Source organism: Bombilactobacillus sp. ESL1097 (assembly GCF_058107205.1).
Map to the genome: position 1 here is coordinate 21038 of NZ_JBYLUB010000001.1, position 24820 is coordinate 45857.

General features: G+C 38.4%; 21 protein-coding genes and 1 pseudogene. 15 read left to right on the top strand and 7 right to left on the bottom strand.

Translation table 11 applies throughout. From position 1 onward, the window contains the following. The first annotated feature begins 310 nt into the window (after positions 1 to 310). From rpmH to mnmG, 6 genes and pseudogenes are all read left to right on the top strand, one after another. Positions 311 to 451: a 50S ribosomal protein L34 gene (gene rpmH / locus AC3B6D_RS00110; protein ID WP_249512191.1), complete on the top strand. Its 141-nt coding sequence runs from the start codon at positions 311 to 313 to the stop codon at positions 449 to 451. A 389-nt stretch (positions 452 to 840) separates the two neighbouring features. Continuing rightward, positions 841 to 1179, top strand: a complete 339-nt coding sequence (gene rnpA / locus AC3B6D_RS00115) for a ribonuclease P protein component (protein WP_489774641.1) — start codon at positions 841 to 843, stop codon at positions 1177 to 1179. Positions 1180 to 1326: 147 nt separating this feature from the next. Then, positions 1327 to 2169 carry a membrane protein insertase YidC gene (yidC, locus tag AC3B6D_RS00120; RefSeq protein ID WP_489756891.1) on the top strand — a complete coding sequence of 281 codons (843 nt, stop codon included), beginning with the start codon at positions 1327 to 1329 and terminating at the stop codon, positions 2167 to 2169. A gap of 29 nt (positions 2170 to 2198) precedes the next feature. Next, the gene (gene jag, locus AC3B6D_RS00125; RefSeq protein ID WP_489756892.1) at positions 2199 to 2867 is read left to right on the top strand and encodes an RNA-binding cell elongation regulator Jag/EloR; all 669 of its coding nucleotides are present in this window, start codon (positions 2199 to 2201) and stop codon (positions 2865 to 2867) included. Positions 2868 to 3036: 169 nt separating this feature from the next. Continuing rightward, positions 3037 to 4419, top strand: coding sequence for a tRNA uridine-5-carboxymethylaminomethyl(34) synthesis GTPase MnmE (gene mnmE, locus AC3B6D_RS00130; protein WP_489774642.1), 1383 nt, complete (start codon positions 3037 to 3039; stop codon positions 4417 to 4419). A 12-nt stretch (positions 4420 to 4431) separates the two neighbouring features. Next, positions 4432 to 6366, top strand: a pseudogene (mnmG, locus tag AC3B6D_RS00135) (tRNA uridine-5-carboxymethylaminomethyl(34) synthesis enzyme MnmG); the annotation flags it as partial. Between the two features lie 307 nt (positions 6367 to 6673). On the opposite strand, the gene AC3B6D_RS00140 reads toward mnmG, so the two are convergent. From AC3B6D_RS00140 to AC3B6D_RS00150, 3 genes are read right to left on the bottom strand one after another with little or no spacing between them, the layout of a single operon-like run. Continuing rightward, positions 6674 to 7633 carry an alpha/beta hydrolase gene (locus AC3B6D_RS00140; RefSeq protein ID WP_489774643.1) on the bottom strand — a complete coding sequence of 320 codons (960 nt, stop codon included), beginning with the start codon at positions 7631 to 7633 and terminating at the stop codon, positions 6674 to 6676. 23 nt (positions 7634 to 7656) lie between these two features. Then, positions 7657 to 10068: a family 78 glycoside hydrolase catalytic domain gene (locus AC3B6D_RS00145; protein WP_489774991.1), complete on the bottom strand. Its 2412-nt coding sequence runs from the start codon at positions 10066 to 10068 to the stop codon at positions 7657 to 7659. 16 nt (positions 10069 to 10084) lie between these two features. Further along, positions 10085 to 11290, bottom strand: coding sequence for an MFS transporter (locus AC3B6D_RS00150; RefSeq protein ID WP_489774644.1), 1206 nt, complete (start codon positions 11288 to 11290; stop codon positions 10085 to 10087). 220 nt (positions 11291 to 11510) lie between these two features. On the opposite strand from AC3B6D_RS00150, the gene AC3B6D_RS00155 reads away from it, so the two are divergent. Continuing rightward, the gene (locus AC3B6D_RS00155) at positions 11511 to 12410 is read left to right on the top strand and encodes an AraC family transcriptional regulator (protein WP_489756896.1); all 900 of its coding nucleotides are present in this window, start codon (positions 11511 to 11513) and stop codon (positions 12408 to 12410) included. Between the two features lie 23 nt (positions 12411 to 12433). Here AC3B6D_RS00155 and AC3B6D_RS00160 read toward each other — a convergent pair whose 3' ends face one another. Then, positions 12434 to 12901 carry a PTS sugar transporter subunit IIA gene (locus AC3B6D_RS00160; protein ID WP_489774645.1) on the bottom strand — a complete coding sequence of 156 codons (468 nt, stop codon included), beginning with the start codon at positions 12899 to 12901 and terminating at the stop codon, positions 12434 to 12436. A gap of 204 nt (positions 12902 to 13105) precedes the next feature. Between AC3B6D_RS00160 and AC3B6D_RS00165 the strand changes: the two genes are divergently transcribed. Continuing rightward, on the top strand, positions 13106 to 13873 hold the full coding sequence (locus AC3B6D_RS00165; protein ID WP_489774646.1) for a DeoR/GlpR family DNA-binding transcription regulator: 768 nt from the start codon (positions 13106 to 13108) through the stop codon (positions 13871 to 13873). A gap of 3 nt (positions 13874 to 13876) precedes the next feature. Here the strand turns inward: AC3B6D_RS00165 and AC3B6D_RS00170 are convergent, their stop codons facing one another. Next, a complete protein-coding gene (locus AC3B6D_RS00170) occupies positions 13877 to 14872 on the bottom strand; it encodes a helix-turn-helix domain-containing protein (RefSeq protein ID WP_489756899.1) in 996 nt (331 codons plus the stop codon). A 135-nt stretch (positions 14873 to 15007) separates the two neighbouring features. Next, entirely contained in the window at positions 15008 to 16129 is a 1122-nt protein-coding gene (locus AC3B6D_RS00175) for an NAD(P)-dependent alcohol dehydrogenase (RefSeq protein WP_489756900.1), read from the bottom strand. Positions 16130 to 16470: 341 nt separating this feature from the next. Here AC3B6D_RS00175 and AC3B6D_RS00180 point away from each other — a divergent pair, with 341 nt between their 5' ends. From AC3B6D_RS00180 to AC3B6D_RS00210, 7 genes are all read left to right on the top strand, one after another. Then, positions 16471 to 17730 carry an MFS transporter gene (locus AC3B6D_RS00180; protein WP_489756901.1) on the top strand — a complete coding sequence of 420 codons (1260 nt, stop codon included), beginning with the start codon at positions 16471 to 16473 and terminating at the stop codon, positions 17728 to 17730. A gap of 12 nt (positions 17731 to 17742) precedes the next feature. Beyond that, complete coding sequence (rhaB, locus tag AC3B6D_RS00185) at positions 17743 to 19188, top strand: rhamnulokinase (RefSeq protein WP_489774647.1); 1446 nt, start codon at positions 17743 to 17745, stop codon at positions 19186 to 19188. 17 nt (positions 19189 to 19205) lie between these two features. Beyond that, on the top strand, positions 19206 to 19523 hold the full coding sequence (gene rhaM, locus AC3B6D_RS00190; RefSeq protein WP_489756903.1) for an L-rhamnose mutarotase: 318 nt from the start codon (positions 19206 to 19208) through the stop codon (positions 19521 to 19523). A gap of 22 nt (positions 19524 to 19545) precedes the next feature. Further along, entirely contained in the window at positions 19546 to 20808 is a 1263-nt protein-coding gene (locus tag AC3B6D_RS00195) for an L-rhamnose isomerase (RefSeq protein ID WP_489756904.1), read from the top strand. Positions 20809 to 20956: 148 nt separating this feature from the next. Next, on the top strand, positions 20957 to 21775 hold the full coding sequence (gene rhaD / locus AC3B6D_RS00200) for a rhamnulose-1-phosphate aldolase (RefSeq protein ID WP_489756905.1): 819 nt from the start codon (positions 20957 to 20959) through the stop codon (positions 21773 to 21775). Positions 21776 to 21878: 103 nt separating this feature from the next. Next, positions 21879 to 22448 carry a sugar O-acetyltransferase gene (locus AC3B6D_RS00205; RefSeq protein WP_489774648.1) on the top strand — a complete coding sequence of 190 codons (570 nt, stop codon included), beginning with the start codon at positions 21879 to 21881 and terminating at the stop codon, positions 22446 to 22448. A 13-nt stretch (positions 22449 to 22461) separates the two neighbouring features. Next, positions 22462 to 23367, top strand: coding sequence for an AEC family transporter (locus AC3B6D_RS00210; RefSeq protein ID WP_489756907.1), 906 nt, complete (start codon positions 22462 to 22464; stop codon positions 23365 to 23367). 85 nt (positions 23368 to 23452) lie between these two features. Here AC3B6D_RS00210 and AC3B6D_RS00215 read toward each other — a convergent pair whose 3' ends face one another. Beyond that, a complete protein-coding gene (locus AC3B6D_RS00215) occupies positions 23453 to 24637 on the bottom strand; it encodes an NAD(P)/FAD-dependent oxidoreductase (RefSeq protein ID WP_489756910.1) in 1185 nt (394 codons plus the stop codon). Positions 24638 to 24820: the final 183 nt, after the last annotated feature.

Consider the following 24820-nt stretch of genomic DNA (forward strand, 5'->3'; position numbering starts at 1 on the left):
TTTTAAGTTTTCCACAGCGATAAAAGCAAACAGATTTGCTATTTCAAAAGAAAGTTAATTTAATATTAACAACTGTGGAAAAACTGTTAACAAAGCAGTTAATTGTTAATTTAATGCGGATTTACTTGTGGAAAAAGTTTGAGGATTAGAAACTGTTTTAATTTATACACAACTTTTTAAACAAGTAATTAGAATGAGAACGTCCTTCGCTTAAGAAAAATAATTTTATTTAGGCGGCAAATGTGGTAAACTACTATGGTATTATCATTAGAATAATAAACGATGAGATTAGTTATGGAGGTGTTTAAACATGACTACAAAAAGAACTTATCAACCTAAGAAACGTCATCGTCAACGTGTTCATGGTTTTATGAAACGGATGAGTACTAGTAACGGTCGTAAGGTTTTAGCACGTCGTCGTCAAAAAGGTAGAAAAGTATTATCCGCCTAAGCCACTGAAGATTCAGTGGTTTTTTTATACAGGACGCCAGTTAAGACAACCTAGGAAGGTATTATTCTTAGGATGAATTAACGTCTCAGGCGTCCTTTTTTATGCTAAAATTATTTTTGTGAAATGAGGTGTAACGGCCGTGGATCAAGGTCTTAAATTACAGATTTATCCTCACCAAAAGCCAAGACAACTTTTGCTTGACCAGAATCTACAATTGTCAAAAATGGTTAACTACTGTGGTCGTTGCACCAAGTCAAAATTGTAAACAGACTGCGATCACGATTAAACTGTTACGAAAATTTAAGAAAAATTAGGCCGGTTAAGTCTGTTTCTAACGGCTTGGTACTTGGTGCCGAAGGAATTTACTTTTCACTAGATGAGGTTAAAAAATGCGTAAAAGTTATCGAATTAAAAAGGAAAAAGAATTTCAAGCAGTTTTTGATCAACATAATTCCGTGGCGAATCGGGCGTTTGTGTTGTATCAAATTGAAAAACCCAACCAACCGCATTTTCGCGTAGGCTTATCGGTTAGTAAAAAGATTGCCCATACTGCTGTGTTACGAAATCAGATGAAACGTTATTTACGGCAATCTTTATTGGAGTTAAAGTCCCAACTGCCAGCAGAAGTAGATTTTTTAATTATTGCTCGCAAGCCGGCTACTAAATTAAATATGGCTGAAACTAAAAAAAATCTGATACATCTTCTAAAATTAGGTAAAATGTTATAGGAAGACTAATAACGTGGACGAGACAAAAATAATTGTTAATTAATTAATAGCTATCTAAAATCTTTGTGTGACGATTTGCTACGTTACTAAAAAGCACAGTGATTTGGTGACACTATTTGTCTCAACTACTGATAAAGGAAAGTTGCTATGTTGAAGAAAAAGAATCGACGTTGGTTACTATTAGTTGCAGTTTTAATGCTGGTAGTGGTCGTCAGCGGTTGTTCTAATTTGAACGAACCGATTACGAAAAGTAGTAGTGGATTTTGGAATCATTATGTCTTATATCAAGGCTCCCGCTTTATTTTATGGTTGGCAAAATTAGTCGGTAATAATTACGGTTGGGCAATTGTCTTATTTACAGTGATTATTCGGATTATTTTGTTGCCGTTAAATTGGTGGCAGACTCGCAGTATGAAAAAGCAAATGGATATTCAACCGCAGATGAAAGCTTTGCAGGATAAATATTCAGCTAAGGATTTAGATACGCAGCAAAAATTACAAGAAGAAACGAAGAAACTCTATGCTGAAGCAGGGGTTAATCCGTTTGTTGGTTGCTTGCCGCTGCTGATTCAGTTACCAGTGATGTGGGCTTTATATCAAGCTATTTATCGGACTACGCAATTACGGAATGGTAGCTTTTTATGGATGGCATTGGGTAAACCAGATCCGATTTACGTTTTACCGATTTTAGCTGCGATCTTTACGTTCTTGAGTACTTGGATTGCTAACTTATCACAGCCGGATCAACCGCAATCAGCGAAAATGATGATGTGGTTTATGCCAATTGTCGTCTTGATTCCAGCCATTAGTTTTCCATCGGCAATCTCTGTTTACTGGGTGGTTTCTAATGCTTTTCAAGTTTTGCAAACTTTATTGTTGCAAAATCCGTTTAAATTTAAACGGGAACAAGAAGCTAAGGCGCAACAAGAACGAGAGCGACAAAAGGCCTTACGGAAGGCTCGTAAAAAAGCTTATAAAAAGCGCAAGTAATTATTATTTGGAGGAGCTTGGTTGTAGCTATGGCAGAGTTTAAGGGAACAACAATTCAAAAGGCCATTGATGAGGGGTTAAAACAGTTACAGGTTAAACGAGAGCAGGTTTCAGTTAATGTAATCAGTGAAGGACGAACTGGATTCTTAGGGATTGGGCGGAAACCAGCCATTGTGGATTTGAAGCCAGTGGAAAGTATTCAAAATCTTGTGGAACAAACGCAATCCACGCAAAATAAGATTCAACAAATTCAAGATTATTTAGCGCATATTTTGCAGACGATGGGTTTTAAGCAAGCAGTCAAATATGTTAAAAATTCGGATTGTTTAAAATTTGATATTGATGTCACTGAGAAATTGCAAGCGAAAATTATTGGAAAACATGGTAAAAATATCAATGCCCTACAAACAATTGTGCAAGAGTATGCTTATTACTTAGATTTTCGAGAGCAGCCAATTTTGTTGGATATTGGTAATTACCGCAAACGGCGGCAAGAGTCGTTAATTGCTTTATCAACATTCAAGGCAGAACAAGTGGCTGCTACCAAACGGCCAGTTTATTTAGATGCTATGCCAGCGATTGAACGTAAAATTATTTATCAAAACTTGGAAAACAATGATCAAGTTTTCGTGCGGACACAAGGACGCGGTTTAGATAAGTATTTGGTCATTCGCCCAGTCCGTGAATTGCAGAAGTAATTTTTGACAAAATGGCATTTAACCAGTATATTAACCGTATTAACTAGATTTAAAATCATTGGGATCTGAAAGATTAGAGATCAAAAAGTAGTCAAAGTGCTTTTTATCGAGATTAGTAACCGACTAATCTGGATTAGTAGCACTTTTTTTGTGCTTTCAAAGGAGTAGTTTGATGACGGAAATTACAGAATTTGATACAATTGCGGCAATTTCGACACCCATTGGAGAAGGGGCCATTGCAATTGTGCGTTTATCAGGAGATCAAGCAATTAAAATTGCTAACCAAGTGACGACGGGGGTCGATTTAACCACCGTGGCTTCGCATACTATTAATTATGGACACGTGATTGATCCCCAAAATCAGCAGCCAATTGATGAAGTCATGATTTCGGTGATGCGAGCACCCAAAACTTTTACTCGTGAAGATGTCGTGGAAATTAATACACACGGTGGTTTGTTAGCTACTAACCGAGTTTTACAAGTTTTGTTAAGTCATGGTGCGCGCTTGGCGGAACCTGGTGAATTTACGAAGCGGGCATTTTTAAACGGGCGGATTGATTTAACGCAGGCAGAATCGGTAATGGACTTGATTCGTGCTAAAACGGATCGTGCGATGGATCAAGCTTTACAGCAATTAGATGGTTCATTAAATCACTTAATTAAAAATCTACGCCAAGAAATTTTGGATGTTTTGGCCCAAGTGGAAGTCAATATTGATTATCCAGAATATGATAATGAAGAATTGACAACGCAGATGTTATTAGAAAAAGCCCAACAAGTGCAGCAACAAATTGCCAATCTGTTAAAGACAGCTCAAGAAGGCCAAATTTTAAATCAAGGTTTAAAGACGGCGATTGTTGGCAAACCCAACGTTGGTAAATCCAGTTTATTAAATGTCTTGGCCAAGCAAGATCGTGCCATTGTAACTGATGTGGCGGGCACAACACGTGATGTCATTGAACAAATGGCTAATGTGAATGGCATTCCCTTAACGCTCATTGATACAGCCGGCATCCATGCGACGGATGATAAAGTAGAAAAAATTGGTGTAGATCGCAGTCGGCAAGAATTAAAGAAAGCCGATTTGGTCTTGTTAGTTTTGGATGGCAGTCGGCCGCTCAGTGAGCAAGATCAACAGTTATTAGCCGAAACTGCCACGCAGCAACGCATTGTCATTATTAATAAAAGTGATTTGCCACAAGCGTTTAGTGTGCAAGATTTAACTGCCGATCCACAGGAAGTGATTCAAATTTCCGCGGTGGAGCAGCAAGGTATTGATCAAATTGAACAAAAAATACAAACGATGTTTTTTGCAGGAATGGATCAACAACAAAATGGTGCAGTGGTGACCAATGCCCGCCAAGTCGGGCTGTTAAACCAGGCACAAGATTCTTTAAGTGATGTCATTCAAGGCATTAAAGCTGGGATGCCGATTGATCTAGTCCAGATTGATATGACTAACTGTTGGGACAAATTAGGTGAAATTACGGGTGAAAGTACTCCCGATGAGTTAATTACTGAGTTATTTACGCAATTTTGCGTGGGAAAATAAGGAGTTTAATAGATGGCAGATAGGAAAGTTAGAGAGTATGAAACCGCCAAAAGTTATGATGTGATTGTGGTCGGTGCTGGGCATGCTGGGTGTGAAGCCGCCTTGGCTGCTGCTAGAATGGGTCAAGAAACTTTATTATTGACTTTGAACTTAGATATGATTGCGTTTATGCCATGTAATCCGTCGATTGGGGGTCCCGCTAAAGGCGTAGTTGTCCGTGAAATCGATGCTTTGGGTGGCGAAATGGGTAAAGCCATTGATGCAACCTATCTACAAATGCGGATGTTAAATACTGGTAAAGGTCCTGCTGTGCGGGCATTACGGGCACAAGCTGATAAAAATGAATATCATCAATACATGAAAGAAACGATTGAAACCACGCCGCACTTGACTTTGCGGCAAGGCTTAGTTGACCAGTTGATTGTGGAAGACCAAGTTTGTCAAGGAGTGATTACCAGTACCGGTGCGCGTTATCGAGCAAAGAGCGTGGTTTTAACTGCTGGGACTTCTTCACGGGGCAAAATTATTATTGGCGAATTAATGTATTCTTCGGGTCCCAATAATTCTTTGCCTTCGATTAAATTATCGGAAGATTTAGAACGTTTAGGTCTAAAATTGCGGCGTTTTAAAACAGGTACCCCACCGCGAGTAGCTAAGGATAGTGTTGATTTTTCCCAAATGGAAGAACAACCTGGTGACAAAACGCCCCGGTCATTTTCTTATTTAACTGACCGGACTCATTATTTAAAGGACCAAATCTCTTGTTGGATGACCTATACCAATGAGCAGACCCACCAGATTATTCGGGATAATTTAGATCGGGCTCCGATGTTTTCGGGCGTAATTGAGGGTGTTGGTCCACGGTATTGTCCTTCTATTGAAGATAAAGTAGTGCGTTTTGCGGATAAACCGCGGCATCAGATTTTTATGGAACCGGAAGGACGCACGACGCAAGAATATTATGTAGGGGATTTTTCGACCTCTATGCCGGAAGAAATTCAACAACAGATGTTGCATTCCGTAGCCGGGTTAGAACATGCGAAAATGATGCGGCCTGGTTATGCTATTGAATATGATATTGTGGAACCGTGGCAATTGAAGCAATCTTTGGAAACAAAAGTTATTAGTCACTTGTATACTGCTGGACAAATGAACGGAACTTCTGGATATGAAGAAGCAGCAGGGCAAGGCATTATGGCAGGGATCAATGCTGCCTTAAGTGCCCAAAATAAAGAACCATTAATCCTAGGCCGCAATGAAGCTTATATTGGTGTAATGATTGATGATTTAGTGACGAAGGGCACTAATGAACCGTACCGCTTGTTAACTAGTCGGGCCGAATACCGCTTAATTTTACGGCATGACAATGCAGATGAACGGTTAACTGAAAAGGGGTATCACCTCGGTTTAATTAACGAAACTCGTTATCAAAATTTCCTCAATAAGTATCAGCAGGTTACGGCGGAAATTTTACGTTTGAAAATGACCCGAATTAAACCATCCAAAAAAGTGAATGAGTTTTTGGAAGGTTTGGGAATGAATCCGCTGAAAGATAGTGTGGTCGCGGCAGACTTTTTGAAACGTCCCGAAATTGATTATGCTAAGTTAGTGGAATTTATTGGGCCAACGAGTGAACCTTTGGCGCCGGAGATTACGGAACAAGTTGAAATCTCACTCAAATATGCGGGCTATATTAAAAAAGAAGAAGCGCAGATTGCGCATTTGAAAAAATTGGAATCAAAAAAGATTCCTGAGCGGTTGGATTATGATGATGTACAAGGCTTGGCTACGGAAGCTCGGCAAAAATTACAAAAAATCAATCCAACCACGATGGCCCAAGCTAGCCGCATCTCCGGTGTTAATCCAGCGGATTTAAGTATCTTGATGGTTTATATCCAACGTGGGCGGATTGCTAAAATTGGTCAAGAGCAGGAACAAGCAACAAAATAAAAGGTTATTTAAAAAGTGTTGATGATTGGATCAGCACTTTTTTATTCGCTTTAAAAAATAAACAAGAGGTCGGGACAATAAAATTACTGCTCACATTTTGGATAGAAATATCTGAGCAGTAATTTTATTGCGTTTTAAAAGTCAAAGGTTTTTGCCTAATTGAATCAAATTATTTTCAGTCGCGAGCGGACTGGAAAATTTAATCTGGTTAGTGCGCAACTGTGAAACGATTTTTGGCCCCGCCTCTTGTGACAGTATTAGTAAGATTGAAATAGAAAATTTATCATTCAGATGATTTTATTAGTTAGTCAGCTAAATTGAGATTTTTTTCAAAGGCACTTAATTCGGGTAACGGTAGAGCAAATCTTCGTTGTAGCCAGGTGGCACATAAATCAAACCAAATAGCAATGTCGGGTTTGATTTGATTTTGAGAAGCAGCACTGGCTTGTGTGGCTAAGCTTAAGCCATGGGCACCATGTTCAAAGAGGTGAATTTCAAAAGGAACGTGGTGGTTCTTTAATTCTTGGGCAAACGTGAGTGAATTGAGTGACGGGACTAGAGGATCATCAGCAGTGGCCCACATAAATGTTGGTGGTGTGAACTCGTTCACTTGCAAACGAGGACTAACTTTTTTTAAATCGGCTAGGTCCGGGTTCTCTTGCCCTAAAAAGGCCACCATGGAAGCTTTCATAAATTGCTGTTCCATCCCCTGCAGCTCATTTTGGATATGTTCATTAAGGTTAACGTAGTCGGTAATGGCGTAACCTAAGATGCAAGCAGCAGGCTGGAGTAATTGGGCCTCAGCGCCAAAATGTTTTTGAAAACACTCCTGATGCCAATTGGTGGCGTACAAGGCGACGTTATGACCACCAGCAGAAAAGCCACAAATTGCTAACTTTTGATCATCAACCTGCCAGGCATCAGCGTGTTGCTTCACTAAGACCATGGCTTGTCCTAATTCCAACAATTGTTGGGGAAATAGACGCTCTTTTTTGGGCGCAATATTGGTAATATTGGAAAAATCCGAAGAACCTTCATTATAGGTACTGTAGCGCAGGATAAAGGCATGATAACCCAAAGAATTAAATTTTAAAGCTACTGGTTCAGCTTCCGGATAAGAACAATTCATATAAGCGCCACCTGGGCAAATGATAACTCCAGGCCGTTTTTTACCGGCCAAAGTTTCTTCGGAATCGTCTAATAAATAGGCGGTTAAAGTGACAGCGGGATTTGTTTCACTTAATTGGATAGTTTTGATTTGCATAAATAACACTCCTTTAAAATTATTTAATAATGATAAAAATATTCACCAGCAGTAACTTTAAGTTGTAAACAATGTTGTTGTTTATTAAGAGCGCCATCAGGATAGTTTTGCAGTAGCTGTCTTTTTTGTGTTGGATTGATATAAGGCAAGCAAACTAGCGCACAAGTGTCTTGGGGAACACTGAGTTTTAAGACGGTGGTCTGATCTTGTGTAGTTAAATCTAGTTTAATTAAGCCACTTTGAGAGGCATATTGGAGTTGAATTTTGTCACAAACGTGAACTAATGGATGAATTTGAAAAGTTTGAAATCCTGGTTTCAATGTTTGCAAGCCGGCAACTTTGCGGACAAACCAATCCAAAACACAGCCCATAGCGTAATGATTAAAGGACAATTGGCCCACTTTACCGTCTGGTTGAATGCCCGCCCAAGATTCCCAAATCGTGGTGGCACCATGTTGAACTTCATATAACCAAGAAGGGCATTGCTCTTGCAAGAATAGTTTAGCAGCTAATGGTGCTTGACCATTATCACTTAAAACATCTAATAAATAGGGTGTGGCTAAAAAGCCAGTATCTAAGCGATCATGATTGTGATGAATCAATTCAACTAGGCGGTTAATTAAAGTTGGACGCATTTTTTGGGGAACCATGTCGAAAGCGAGTGCTAAAACATAACAGCCTTGATAATCTTCTTTGAGTTGGTGGTTGTCAGTTACCAAATATTTGGTAAAAGCAGCCTTAACTTTTTGAGAGTAAGCTTTGAAACGAGCGCCATCTTGCTGTAAAACAGTACTAATTTGGGCCAACAGATCTGCGGAATGGGCTAGAAAAGCTGTGGCCACAGTATTTTTAGTGGCTTGCGCCGTTTTCATGGGATCAGGATCTTGGAGCATGAAACTGGGAAACATCCAATCGCCGTAATGAAATTTCGTGTCCCACAGATATTGGTGATCATCAGTCTTGTCGCCGGCGGCACTGTTTTTAGAAAATTCAAACCACTTAACCATGGCTTGATAATTATCTTGTAAGACTTGTTTGTTGTTATATCTTTGATATAAGGTCCAAGGAACTAAAATAATAGCATCACCCCAACCGGCCGAAGAATAAGAACCGGTAAATTCTACGCTCTTTTGGGCATCTTTGGGTGAAGGTGAGTAATCTAAGATTTCACCGTTGGGACGTTGGTCAATGCGAACATTTTTAAGCCAGCGTTCGATAAACTGATTGGTATTCATGTAAAATGTGGCAGCAGGCGCAAAAACTTGCATATCACCCGTCCAGCCAACCCGTTCACGTTGAGGACAGTCAGTGGGAATGGAAAGCATATTGCTTTGCTGACTCCATTTGATATTGGATAACAATTGGTTGATTTGTTGGTTATCAGTGGTAATAGTGCCGGTTTCTGGCATATTGGAATATAGTGGAATAGCTTGAATCTGTTGGAGATTACTTTGTTGGAGACCAGAAATTTTGACATAGCGAAAACCATGAAAAGTAAAGTCGGGCTGCATGGTTTGCGTAATACCATTACCAATAAAAATATCGGTTTGGTCTTTATTACGTCCAATAATATTAATTAAGAATTGGCCGTTTTCATCTAAAGTTTCGGAGTGTTGAAGTGTAACTGCCTGATTTTTGGGAATAGTGGCTGTTAAACGGACGACACCAGTAATTACTTGACCAAAATCGCAGATTAAGTCGTCATTTTCTGACCAAACTTTTTGACAAGCTAAGGGCTTTTGTGCATAGACTAGCGGACCTTGTTGTGGTTGTAAACGCGAATAATCAGCATCAATGATAAAGGTCGTAAGAGGTAGATTTAAATTGTCCGTTAGCCAAGCATCCGTCTGTCTTAAATCTTGTTTTTCTCCGATATCAATGTCAGCATAGACATGTTTACCGGAACCGGCAGTGAAACTATCATCTGTGCCAAGGACTTCTTGGGTGCCATCGAGATATTCAAGCGTTAGTTCTGCCAATAATGCTAATTGATTACCAAATTGATTACTGCCACCTTGAACACTGATGCGTCCAGCGTACCAACCATCAGCAACCATGATGCAAAAGTGATTTTGTCCAGAAATTATCTGATCAGTCACATCATAAGTTTGATATTGCAAAAATTCATTGTAATTGGTGTAATCCGGAGTAAAACGAGCTTGAGTTACTGGGCGACCATTGATCAATGCTTTATAAATTCCTTGGGCAGTCATGTTCAGGCGGGCTGTTTTAACTCGTTTATCGATGAAAAAACTTTTTTTAAAATAAACTACAGGATGCAACCGTTCGGCAACTGGTTTTTGTGGTTTAGTTTGACCAGAGAACATTTCTGCCAGTGTAAATTCTGGTTCTTCTGAAACCCAACAGTTGTTGGCGCTAATCCAGCGTCCTTGCCAATTAGTTTGGGTGCTTTTTTCTTGCTTCAATGACAACACTTCTTTCTCAAAGATATTAATCTGCTTCGACATTAGCATTTCGGTTGGGAAAATTCATTGCTTTGCGACCAATTTGCGATACTAAACAAATAACTGCAACGACAATGCTACAAATTCCGCCAAACAGAAAGGAATCAACGCCGGCATTAATGTGAATTAGTTTTAAAACTAGTGGCGCAATAGTTCCACCTAAGGAATTGGCAAATTGAAAAATAGCCATGGCCATCGCTACTTGAGCCGGTTTGGAAACTAAAGAAATTAAAAAGGGAACGGTAGACATAATCATTGACATGGCAAAACCTGATAACAAGGCACCAATAATAATTAAAACTATATTCTTGAAGAAGTAAATAAAGAAGAAGGTTAGCGCTAAGGCAACGAAGCCGGCAGTTAACGTTTGGTTCTTAAATAACTTATTCAAGTACTTCATACTAAAACCAGTTAAAACGCCGCCCAATGTTCCTAGCGAATTGATGATGCCGGTTAAGCTGGTACCGCCAAGATGTTTGGTGTTAATGATGATCGATAGATTGGTGGGAAAAATATTATAAATGAGCGCTAGTAAAAAAGTTAGTGTGGCTAAGGCAAAAACATAGCCGCTTAAACTTTTGACAATCTGCCAAGTATGATGATCTTGTGACGTATCACTTTTGGTAGCTGCAGCTTTTTGAGTACTATCTTGAGGCAAAAAGAAAATAACTAATAAAATAACAGGGATGGTTAATAAGAAAATTAAATAAGTGTTAACCCAATTTTTAGCCCCTAAAAAGCTTCCGCCCATCATTAAAATAATCGAGCCAAAGCTATTAATGGCTGTAGATTGCCCCATAACGCTAGCGCGCTCTTCGTCTGCAAAAAACAAAGAAATCAACATCGGTGCTAATGTATTAATGAAGCCAATGCCAATTCCTAATAGTAAAGCGCAGATTAATAGTTCGTTGACACTATTGTGGAAAACCAATGGCATTAATCCGCCCAAGGCTAAAACCAGGGTGCCTACTAGCGTTAAGCTTTTTTTAGAAAAATGCGTGGCTAAAGTCCCAACCACCAAAGTGGATATCAAAGCGCTTAAATTAGGGATGGTGGCAATCATTTGAATCTTGGCAATAGAATCATTGGGAAAAGCTTTAATAATAGAATTTAAAGCACTAGAAATGGCTAAAGCACTCATGGATAATGAGGTAGTACTTAAAATCCCAACTTTAATTTTGGTTTTATTCATACAGAGTTCCTCCAGTTAAAAATTATTCTTGAGATAAAATTTGAAAAGGGTGTATGCTTGATACGAATAGAAAAACAAAATTTTGGCCCAAAATTTTTTCATAGAAGCTCTAACTAAACTGTCATAAGCTACAGTCTTAATTTTTGTCGTTTTAGCAAACGGTTACAATGTTCAATTATGATGAATGTCTGCTTTTTTGTGACTTTGAGGAGGAACCCTTATGACAGTGGATTTTCAAAAAAATCAGTTACCGCTTCTCTTGAATGTAGATAAGCAAGTTTTTTTAGATGGTCAAATACGCTCAGAACAATTATTCTCTAATGATAAAAATATTTTTATCGTCGCCCACCGAATGTACGAACCGGCGCCACTCCATCAACATAATTTTTATGAATTTGTGTTTGTAAATGATGGGAGAGTGATCAATCAAACTTTAGATGATCGAATTTATTTATTAGCTAATAGTCTCTTAATCATGAATTTGCATAGTCAACATGCGTTGGAAGTTGTTGATTCTAATGCATTGGTTATTAATATTGGGGTCAATCAATCACTGTTTCAGCAGGGGCTTTTTAAACAATTTTTGCAGGATGTTAATCCTTTAAGTCAATTTTTGCAAGGAAGCGGAACCAAAAAATATTTATATTTTCCGACCTTTCATCAACTAGAAATTTGGGATTTTTTAAATCAAATTATTCAAGAATATTGTCAAAGCAATTTTCAAAATACGTATAAATTATATGGCTATTTTCTATTGTTATTAGCCGATATTTCCCAGGAAATTCATTATTCATTTAAGGGAATTGATCATCGCAGTATGCAAATCATTAATTATATCGAGCAAAATTATGCCACGGTTAATGTTCAGCAATTGGCCCGACAGTTTAATTTTAGTGCGAGTTATTTATCAAGATATGTTAAGCAACATACGGGCTGGAATATATCAGAATTGATTGTTACTACTAAACTGGAGCAAGCGAAAGAACGCCTGTTAAAAACGGAGGCCACAATTGAGGAAATAGCGCGCGAGGTTGGCTATCAAAGTACTAGTTATTTTTATAAACTTTTCAAGAAAAAAGAAGGCCATTCCCCGCAAGAATATCGAGAAATGAACCGCTAGGCCTACTTATTATTGTCCATTAGTTAAAAAGTGTTGAGTAAGTAATCATATAAATCATTAATGTTATTAATATAAAGAAAGTCGTTCACAAAATCAGGACTATTAGACAGTTGCAGAAAGCGCTTTAATAATTGGCTATGTAAAGAAGGCGTTTTGTCCGAAATTCCTAAAAAGAAAAAGTTTTGGACGGGGATGATAAACTGTTGATCCATTTGTTGCATTAAAATAGGATTGTTCGTACGCACTAAAGTAATAAACGAATGGTTAATGTGCTGTGGTTTAGTATGAGGTAAAGAAATAGTAATATAAGGGGTCTTAATGCCGGTGGAAAACTTTTGTTCACGTTGCCACAAGGCTTGTTCATAGTTAGTAGTAACCAAATCTAATTTTAATAACTTCTGTGAAATGTGATGGCATAGCGCAGCAAAGTCAGATATTTCAGAATTTAAAAAAATCAGTTGATTACTAAAAAGGTCGGCGTATTCTGTCATTATTATCACCTGCGTCCGTTCATCTCAATGAACAAATATAAACATCTGATATTAGACTACAGTTTTATTTTAGTTTAAAGTAAAGGCTTTAACAAGATAATCTTTGCTTGGTAAAACGGTTAATGTTCATAAATGTTCACTGATTTTTTTAAAATAATTATTGTATAATAATTAAAAAGTAACCTGAAAGAATTGAATTGTCAGATGACACAAGCAGAACGACTTCAAAGTATTATTGAGATTTTATCGAATCACAAAAAAGTAAAGACTAGTATTTTACAACAAAAGCTGGGCATCAGCACTTCGACTTTACGACGTGATCTCATTGGCTTAGAGCTCACAAATACCGTCAAACGTGACCAGGGTTATGTCAGTTTGCTCAAAAACTCCAATGTGGAAATGACCTATGCTATTAGGCGTAGTGAGAATGAAGCTGCGAAAAAAAAGCTGTGCTCCTTAGCTGCAAAACGGATTCACAATAATCAAGCAATTTTCTTGGACGGTTCCTCGACCTTAGCTTTTTTGCCGAAGTATTTTGCTGGCAAACGCCAACTGCATATTATTACGAATAACTTGCACATTGCCACTGAAGTTAATCAATTGCAAAATATTAAGCTGTCTATCTTAGGTGGGGAAGTCCCTTACCAATCAAATTCAATTTTAGGTTATCGGGCGTTACGTGATTTAGATCAAAATTACCGTCCAGATATTGCTTTTATGTCGTGTAATTCGTTAGATGAACATGGGATTTATATGGCGAATGAAGAACAAAATGCTTTGAAACAGATGTTGTTGCAAACCGCACGGAAAGTTGTGTTGTTAGTGGATCATTCAAAGTTTGGACGTCATGATTATATTTTGATGTCCTCTTTTCAGCAAACGAACATAGCAGAAATCATTTGTGATCAACGTCCGTCAGCAGATATTGCCCAGCAAATAATACAAGCTAAAATCCAATTAACAATTGCATAGGCATTATAAAGCTTGATGGCGCTTTTGAAAGTCAGCGCGTTTTTGGGCGGGCGACATGCCGTAAAATTCATGGTATTTTTGATAAAAAAAGTTTTTGTTTTTAATCCCGACTTTAGTGATAATCTTATTAATCGGTAAAGTACTGGATTGTAATAGGCTGTTAGCTTGAATGAGCCGTTGTTTGGTTTTTAGTTGGGAAAAAGTATTATGCGTGTGTTTTTTAATTAAATTACCCAGGTAATCTTTGTTATAGCCATATTTATTAGCTAGCTGTTCCAAAGTAATGGTGGCATAGTTTTGATCAATTTCGTTTAAGCATTGAATGATTAAATCTTGTTGGCGATTGGTGGTTTTTACTGTCGGCAAAGGATGGTGACGGAGGATTTTGGCTAAAAGAATATCTAAATAAGATTCAATGATCCGACTCGAGTACGATTTTTCAAGAAAATATTCTTCAATAATTTCGTCCATGGTTTCTTTGATGTCTTGGTTTTGCGGAAATAAAATATAATTGCGGGTAGGATGCTTGCCAAGAGAAATATCAGATAAAAAACTATAAGTAATACTATTATTTTTGTGAATACTGTTTAATAGATTGAAAGTAATACTACTGTCGCGAAACAAAACATTGATGAGTAAATCGTTGGTCCCGAGTGCTTTGATAGAGTGGCTGCAACCAACATTCATCATTAGAATATCACCTTCATGTAATTTGACTAGTTGCCCATCGACGACTTCAGAGCAACTGCCAGTTAACATATAATTTAATTCTAAAAATTTATGCGTGTGTTTAGGGTAGGGGGCAAAGCGGTTATGTTTACTGATATAGACAGAATGGTACTTAAAAAAGTAATCGTTAGTTAAAGTGAGGAGTGCTTGATGATCGACAGAAGTAGCGACTGCACTTTGTGGTAAATCGGCAATAAAATGATGAGTTGCTTCTTGTTGTTGTTCTAAACTGGTTTTTTGTTGGAGCATTTGGATAACTTGTGCGTTCATAATAAAATCCTTTCGCAAGCTGATTAGCAATCAATAACGGAACAAAAAGGAAATGTTGGTCAATGATTAAGATTGAGCCAAACATTTCCTTTTATAATACTCTTAAATTCCCAAGTTACTGTCGAGTAACGACGATTATTTATCTGGTTGGTAGTCGGGATCAATAATCAAAACCGGTTTAATCGTTTTCCCCGAAACAGAATCGGCATTGGCTTGATTAATATCCTTGAAATCATAGAACTTTTCAGTTTTATCAAAGTCAAACCAACCTAACTTATAAAATTCAATCAAGCGGGTAATATCAACTTGAGGAATGGAATCGCCCATGTTGACACCAACGACTTTGCGATCATCAACGCAGAGATCATTCCAAGTAGAAATTTCTAATAATTTTGGTGTCACGGCGATCGCAGCACACGTTCCGCCTTGAGCTAATGCTAAAACGCTGTTTTTGATTACTGCAGGAATACCAGTAGTGTCAACCGTCCAATCAACGCCATAGCCATTAGTTAATTGTTGAATTTTAGCCACGGCATCCTCATCATTACTATTAATCGTATCTGTAGCTCCTAATTCTTTGGCTAAGGCCAATCTTTGAGGAACTACGTCCACGGCAATAACTTTAATACAACCAGAAATGCGTCCGGCCATCATAGCAGCTAGACCGACGGCACCAGTACCAAAGACAGCGATCGTATCACCAGGTTTCGGTTGCAAAGTATTAAAGACAGTACCGGAACCAGTTACATAACCACAACCTAATGGTCCTAATTTCCGTAAATCTAAACTTTTATCAACTTTGACAGCATTACGTTGGTCAACAACGGTAGTCGTTGTAAACGAGGATTGATTAAACATATTAGAGATGTGCTGACCGTTCTGAGTAAATTGATCTTCACCATCGGCCCGGACCCCAGACAAATTGTAATCACCATAATTACGACACTGTGTGGGCACCCCTTTTAAACAATTATCGCAGGTTCCATCAGCGTAAAAAGATAAAATAACATGATCACCGACTTGAAAGTTTTTCACTTCGGAACCAATTTTTTCAACGATACCGGCCCCTTCATGACCTAAAATTGCTGGATAGCCTACCGAAGCATCGCCTTTGCGAATCGCTTCATCAGAATGGCAAATCCCGCTGGCCACCATGTGAATTTGGAGATCAGTCGGACCAACTTCGTGCAGTTCAATGTCATCTTCTAAGGTAAATGGTGCTCCTTGTTCTTTGACAACAGCGGCAGTAATTTTCATTAATAAAACCCCTTTCTTGAAATTCACCCTTTTCAACAATGATTATGTCACTATCAAAAAACGATTTCAATAAAAACTTGTGATTTTATTCATAAAGTTTTGCGATGAATGGTTTAAATATTTTATTTTTACAAAAAAATAATCTAAAAAGTGCTTTTATAGATAAAAATTACGAACTGTGCCCCTGGTTGATTTCCAGAATCTAAAATCATTAAATTAAAAAATGTATTAATATGATACTGATTATCAAGAATTATGCCATTGCGCTAGTCTAGCGATTACGCTTACAATCTATACAGTAAACGTTTACGATTAAGAATTATGAATGGAGATCTGAAGTTATGGCTAAAAGTTCGCACGCTTCAACGTGGGCAGTATCCTTAACCAATTTTTTAGACTCAGGCTCAATCGTTGCGGGCGGTGCAGGTTTAACAATGTGGCAAAAGCACTTTGGTTTGAGTAGCTTTGCCGTCGGTTTATTAGGGGCATTGAGTGCTAATGCTTTTGGTTCGGCATTGGGAGCCATCATTGGCGGGCATTTGTCTGATAAATACGGCCGCAAAATGATTTATACCTATGATATGTTGGTCTACATGGTCGGAACACTTTTAATTGTGTTTTCTATTAATTTTCCGATGTTACTAATTGGTTTTTTAGTGACAGGTATGGCTGTAGGTGCGGGGGTTCCTGCTTCTTGGACGTATATTGGTGAAACATCTGATGGAAAAAATCGGGCCCATGATATTGGAATTTCCCAATTTTCCTGGTCCATGGGACCGACGTTAGTTTTTGTGGCAGCATCATTATTTGCACCACTTGGTTTATTAGGTAACCGCTTATTATTTGTCTTTTTAACAATTGTGGCATTTATTGCGTGGTTATTGCAAAGAAACTTACCGGAATCTCAGGATTGGTTGCAACAAAAGGAAAAAGAACGGCAATCAGGAATTAAGCCGCATCCATATAAAGAATTATTTTCGAATATGGTTTCCATTAAAAGTATTCTCTTCTTATGCGGTGTTTATGCTCTCTGGAATTTAGTTGCGGGGGCGATGGGCTTCTTTATGCCATTTGTATATGAAACTGTCGGTGGCTTAAATACCTTGCAGGCAAATATTTTACAAGCAGTTTTGTGGTTATGTACCGCTTTATCTGGTTACTTCGGTTTTGCCTTATTTGGCGATCGGCTTAATCCCCGGGGCTTCTTCTTTGTAGGGGCTTTAATGGCTGTTATTTCTTGGGTAATTTTAACTTATATTGGCTTCGGCTGGGCCGCTTTAATTGCTTTTGTAATTATTTGGGGACTATCTGCCGGAATTGGTGCCCAAGCTTGGTATGCTTTATGGGCAGTGGAGCTGTTTCCTACAAAGTATCGTGCTGGCTCCCAAGGGTTTATGTTCTTTATTGTCCGTGGTAGCTCTGGGATTTGGTCGATCATTTTCCCAATGATTTTAGCAGATCTTGGTTTTAAGGTTGCTGGGACGGTCATGATTATTTTGCTGTTAGTATCTTTGATTATTGGTGTTATTTGGACGCCACAAACTCAAGGTAAATCTTTAGATGAAATCACTTTGGAACGTTATGGTACCAAAGAAGAATAGAAGGTGCAGTTAGTGAGTAAAACTTATGTAGCAATTGATATTGGCGCTTCCAGTGGGCGTTTGATGCTGGGTCAATTAATTGATGGCCAATTGCAATTGAAAGAAATGCACCGTTTTACCAATGGATTTACCTCCAAAAATGGTGCTGATTGTTGGGACATTGATCATATTATTCAAGAAATTTTACTGGGACTGCAAAAAGTCAAACAAGCTGGTTATGCGGAAGTAACAGTGGGAATTGATACGTGGGCTGTTGATTACGTTTTGGTCGGTTCAGATGGTCAACGTTTGAAAGATCCGGTTTCTTATCGGGATGCGCGGACTAAAAATGCGATTCACGATTTAACCTCTGATTTATCCAAAGAATATATTTATCAGAAAACCGGGATTCAATTTTTAGACTTTAACACGTTATACCAATTGTTTGAAGAAGACAAAGATTTATTAGCACACACCGACAAAATTTTAATGATTCCCGATTACTTGGGTTATGTGCTAACGGGCCAAGCAGTAACGGAAGTTACTAATGCATCCACGACGCAAATGTTAAGTTTACGCGAAGGTTTGTTTGATGAACATTTGTTGCAAAAGGTTAATGTCAGTGCCGATCAATTTCCTAAGTTAGTTGACCCTGGGACCATGCTGGGTGAATTACAAACGGATAAATTCCCCGATTACGATTTACCCCGAGCTCAAGTAATTACGGTAGCGACTCATGATACGGCCTCGGCCGTCGTAGGAACTCCCGGACTCGGGCAACGTTGGGCTTACTTGAGCTCAGGAACCTGGTCTTTGATTGGAGCCGAATTAAATGTTCCAGAGAACGGCCAGTTAGCATTTAAACACAACTACACCAATGAATGGGGTGCGTATGGCACGTATCGGTTTTTGAAAAATATTATGGGCTTGTGGATTGTGCAAAATATTAAAAAAGAATTACATGATCAATATAGTTTTGCGCAATTAGCTCAGTTAGCACAACAAGAAACGCCATTTCAACAATATATTGATGTCAATGATCAGCGCTTTCAAAATCCACCAGCGATGATTCCAGAAATTCAAGCTTACTGTCGTGAAACGCACCAAAAAGTCCCGCAAACTCCTGGTGAAATTGCGATGGCTGCTTATTCGAATTTGTCACTGTATTACGCTAATGAATTAGATATTTTGGGCCAAATTTTAGGTTATCAAATTGACACGTTGAATATTGTTGGTGGTGGTGCCAATGTAGCTTTAATGAACCAGTTAACAGCTAATATTGCTGGTGTGAATGTGTTTGCTGGCCCCACTGAAGCCACGGCCATTGGCAATTTGATTGTGCAGATGATTGCGCAAGGTGATATTTTAAATGTTTATTTGGCACGGCGGATCATAGCTGATTCCTTTGATTTAAAGCAATATCAACCGCAACAAGATATGCAAGAACATTTAAAAACTTGGCGTAGCAAATTTAGATAAAAAGGAAGTGACCAAAAGTGACAGTCCGTTTGGGACAATTAATGCATGTTTATCCAGATCAATATGCTGAGTATGAAAAGAGACACAATAATTTGTTTCCGGAAATGCGCCAAGCTTTGAAAGCTGCTGGTGCGCATAATTACTCAATTTTTCTGGATAAAGCCACGGGCAATTTGTTTGCTTATTTAGAAGTTGATGACCTTGATAAATATAATCAGATTTCCGAGTCTGATGCCTGCAAAAAGTGGTGGGCATATATGGAACCGATTATGGATACGAATCCGGATCAAAGTCCAGTGACGACTGACTTACATGAGGTTTTTCATTTGAATTAAATTTTTAAGGAGATGTGTGATTATGACTAAATCTGAAACTGTTGAAAATGCTTATCAAACCGCCAAGGAACGGTATGCTGAAATTGGCGTAGATACAGAAGCTGCCATGGAACAATTGAAAAAAGTTAAATTATCTGTGCATTGTTGGCAAGGTGACGACATTCATGGCTTTGTGAATCCGGAACAAGAATTAACCGGTGGCATTGGCGTCAGCGGTGATTATCCGGGGATTGCTACAACGCCTGATGAATTAACGGGTGATTTACATGAAGCATTATCATTAATTCCTGGTCATCATAAAGTGCAGCTGCATACTTTATATGCGGTCACAGATCGCAAAAAAGACTTTGATGAAATTGGTCCAGAAGACTTTAAGTATTGGGTTGATTGGGCTAAGGAAGAAAAAATTGGTTTGGATATGAACCCTACTTTCTTCTCTCATCCCAAAGTCAAAAATAATTTTACCTTAGCTAGTCCAGAAAAAGATATTCGTGATTTTTGGATTCAAGTAGGGAAACAATCACGGAAAATTTCAAATTACTTTGGTCAAGAATTGGGTCAACAATCAATTAATAATTTCTGGATGCCTGATGGTTTTAAAGATAATCCAATTGATAAAGCGACACCGCGTTTGCGGATGATTGAGTCCTTAGACGAAATTATTAAAGACAAATATGATGAAAAGAATACGATTGAATCCTTTGAAGGTAAATTATTTGGTACAGGTATTGAGTCTTACACGGTAGGTTCTCATTTGTTCTACAACAACTATGCGATTACTCGTAACAAATTATGGACGATTGATGCAGGTCACTGGCATCCAACTGAAGATGTTTCCGACAAGTTTTCTGCCTTTTTGCCATTTGGTCGCGGCTTGATGTTACATGTTTCGCGTCCAGTTCGTTGGGATAGTGACCACGTAGTCATCTTTGATGAAGCTTTGCAACGGATTACTCGCTCGCTAGTTCGGGATAACGAATTAGATAAGACGAATATTGGTTTAGACTTCTTTGATGCTACGATTAATCGGGTTTCTGCTTGGGTCATTGGTGCCCGGGCAACCCAAAAGGCTTTATTACAAGCAATGTTGGCACCTTTAGCTCAATTAAAAGAAGACGAGTTGCACTATGACTTTACGCAACGCTTAGTAGAAACTGAAGAATTAAAATCTTATCCATTTGGTGCAGTTTGGGATGAATTTTGTTTGCGGAATAATGTTCCAGTCGGGATGGATTGGCTCAAAGAAATTCGGCAATATGAAAAAGACGTTCAATTTAAGCGCTAAGATAAAACTGAATGATACTCAATAACTGAGTTTTAACTCGGAATAAACAATTAAGTCATCACAATGACTCGATTGTTTATTCGTGGTTCAGCGTAAATTTTGGCATTTTTAAAAATATTAATGGACTTAATAAGGGAGAATTGTAAGCATGACAAGTTTTGGTGATTCTAAATATGTACAAAAAGTTTGTGAAATAACACAAGCCTCTTATCAAGAAGGCTGGGATGAGCGTAATGGTGGTAATGTGTCCTTACGTTTGACGGCTGAAGATGTGGCGCCATTTGATGATGTTGCTGTAGTTAAGCGGACTATTGACCTGGGTTTTGATGCTAGTGCGTTAGTAGGGAGTTACTTTTTGGTAACGGCTACGGGGCGTTATTTCCGGAATGTTATTCATCAACCTAACCTTGATTTAGGTTTGGTTAAAATCACTGCTGATGGGCAACATGCTGATTTATTATGGGGTTATGAAGATGGTGCGGCCCCAACTTCTGAATTTCCGAGTCATTTAATGTCACATATTGAACGGTTGAAAGTTGATCCTAACCACCGCGTGGTGATGCACTGTCATCCAACGAATTTGATTGCGTTGTCTTTTACGCACGAATTGGATGAAAAGAGCATTTCTTTGTTGTTATGGAAGATGCAGGCAGAATCATTAGTTGTGTTCCCTGAAGGTGTGGGAGTCATTCCTTACATGACACCAGGGACGAATGAAATTGGGCAAGCCACAGCTGCCAAGATGCAGGACTTTCGGGTAGTTATGTGGCCCCACCACGGGATTTTTGGTACGGGTACGACATTAGATGAAGCTTTTGGTTTAATTGAAACGGTTGAAAAAGCAGCTACGATTTACTCACAAATTGGTGCGCAGGGCGGTCAAATTAAACAAGAAATTACTGATGCCCAATTGCATGATTTGGCAGATGCTTTTCATGTTACTGCTAATCCTAAATTTTTAAAATAAAATTAATTGAATAAAACCATAAAAACGAGATGGAAAATTCAAGCTTAGCGGTGCTATGAGGCCTGGATTTACCCGCTCGTTTTTTGATTGAGGAGATTATTTGATGGCACAGACAGAAAAAGAAAAATTTTTAGCTGGAAAACCGTATTATATTTTTGACCCAGAATTGGCGGCCGATGAAACCAGGGCACGGCGCTTATGTAAAATGTTAAATGAATTGGATGATCAAGCTACGCAACAAAAAGATCAGGTGATTCGGCAACTGTTGGGCTCAGTGGGGACTAATCCGTACATTCAACCAAATTTTCGCTGTGATTTTGGTTATAATATTCACGTTGGTGATAACTTTTTGTGTAATTATGATTGTACGATTCTAGATATTGCGCCCGTGATGATCGGTGATAACTGTTTATTGGCGCCGAAGGTACAACTATATGCGGCCACGCATCCGCAGGATCCTATTCAGCGCAGTGCAGGCATTGGCTTAGGACAGGCGATTACGCTCGGCGACAATGTCTGGGTCGGTGGGAATGCGGTAATTTTGCCGGGAGTTAGCCTGGGTGATAATGTAATTGTCGGCGCTAACGCGACAGTGACCAAATCGTTTGGCAGTAACGTCGTCCTTGCTGGTTCACCAGCGCGAGTATTGAAAAAATTACCAAGTAAGTCCTGAAAGGATCAAGTTAATGACAGCTTTTAATCAAGTAATGCTACCAGTATTATTAATTTTTTTAGCGGGCTATCTTTTTCAAAAAATTTTTCGCTTAGATGTTAAACCATTGTCCACGCTATCAATTTATTTGCTCCTGCCATTTTTGGTTTTTCAAACTTTTTATAAACAGACACTCAATCAAAATTTTTTAAATATTATTATTACTTCAACATTAATTATGTTGAGTTTGATTGTAGTTGGCGTAGTAATCGGGCGCATTTTAAAATTTTCGCGGAGTCAGGTGAATGCCTTTTTGTTAGCGACGGTTTTTCCCAATAGTGGTAATTACGGGGTACCTTTGGTTTTATTTGCTTTTGGAGCTAAAGGAACTAGTCTAGCGATGATGATTATGGTTTTTCATAATATTTTGATGGGCTTTGTGGGGGTCTATATTGCTGCTTCGGCTCATGAACGCGGCCTAGCTGGATTTAAAGCTGCTGGTATGGCCGTCTTGAAACAGCCAATGAATTACGTGATTTTACCAGCTATTCTACTACATTTTTATCAAATCCAATTACCAGCTAACTTAATGAAGAGTGTTAATATGATTGGCAACATTGCCATTCCGTTAATTATGTTGATTTTGGGGATGCAATTGGCTGACGTAACTACAAAAACAGTAGCGTTAAAAACAATTAGTGTAGCAGTGCTGGTGCGCTTGGTCTTATCCCCTGTGCTGGCACTATTGATTTGTCGTTGGGTCGGCGTTTCCACGCTTTTGACACAGATTGTTGTGTTAATGTCGGCAATGCCGAGTGCGGCCAATACTACACTATATGCGATTCAATTTAAAACGGAGCCAGATTTAGTTTCGAGCTGTACATTAATGAGCACGTTGCTAAGCGTCATAACATTGACTGTTTTATTGAATCTATTTTAAAAAATTATAATAAAAAATTCTAGCTACTTTTCCTCATTGGAAAAATAACTAGAATTTTTTGTTAAATCTGATTGTGATTGATAAATTATTTCTTTTGGAGACCCTTAACGCCACCAACTTCATATAAAACTTGTTCAAAGGAGAAGCGTTTAGCCATAGCAGCAACAGCACCCTTTAATTTCAAGTGTGGTTTGGTAATTTCAGCAATACCATGAGAAGGTCCTAAGGAAGCAATTGTTCCTTTAGATTGGTAAACAAACTTCTTCTTTGGAGTATCTTGAATGTCAGCAACAATATTTTCTGCAGCAACAATTGCTTGTGCCAAAGCTAATTGGCCGGTAGTTGGTAATGGTCGTTCGGATTTAGGATCCATGGAAGCAGAATCATCACCAGCCACATAAATTTCAGGATGATCTTCAATGTTTAGATAGTCGGTAACTGTAATCCGGTTGCGCCGAGCATTGAAGCCGGAGTCTTTGATGACATCACTACCACTAACACCAACTGTCCAGATAATAGAATTAGCGTAGATGCGTTGTTCTTCATCACTGTCGCCCTTTGTATAAACAACAGCATTTGGCTCAATCTTCTTAATTTTCGCACTGGTCATGATTTTAATGCCGTTCTTGCTTAAGAAATCAACAGCATATTGTGCCAACTCAGAGTCAAACATTGGCAAAATTTGCGGTGCCATTTCCACACTAGTAATGTTAATTTCGGGAACACCATACTTAGCTTTTAAGATCTTAGCGGTGTCAATTAATTCACCCAATAATTCGATACCAGTAAAACCAGCACCACAAACTACGATATTTAAGTCGTTCGGGTCTTGGGATTGCTTATAATTACGAATGTTAGAGTTGATAACTTCATAAATCTTTTCGGCGGAAGGAATATCTTGCAGTTTGTAAGAGTATTGATCAGCACCTTCCATACCAAAGTTTTCAGAACGGAAACCTAAACCAAGAACAACATAATCGTAAGTTAAGTCATCATGATCAGCAAATTCAACCGTTTTGTTTTCATAATCAATTTTTGAAACATTCGCTTGAATAAAGTTAACATTATCCGGTAATACTCCGCGAATATCAAAACTGATTTTGTCTGCGTTGGCGGTACCCGCAGCAACTTGATAAAGTTCGATTGATTCAACATGCTTAGTGTTACGGTCAATTAAATCAATTTGTGTGTCTGCAGGAGCAATTTTTGCTAATTTTCTGGCGGTACCTAAGCCAGCATAGCCTGCTCCTAAAATTACAATGTGAGCCATAAACCCAATCCTTTCTTTGTATGTAATTCTAACAATTATTATAAACTTTTTCTGAAGTTCTGAAAACCGATATACTGTATTTATTTTAAAGTTTTCTGAAGTTGTTGAGATAAATGGAAATGCGTATAAATGAGAGTGTGCCACAAATTCCCAAAACGGTATTTCTTAAAGATAAAAAATCAT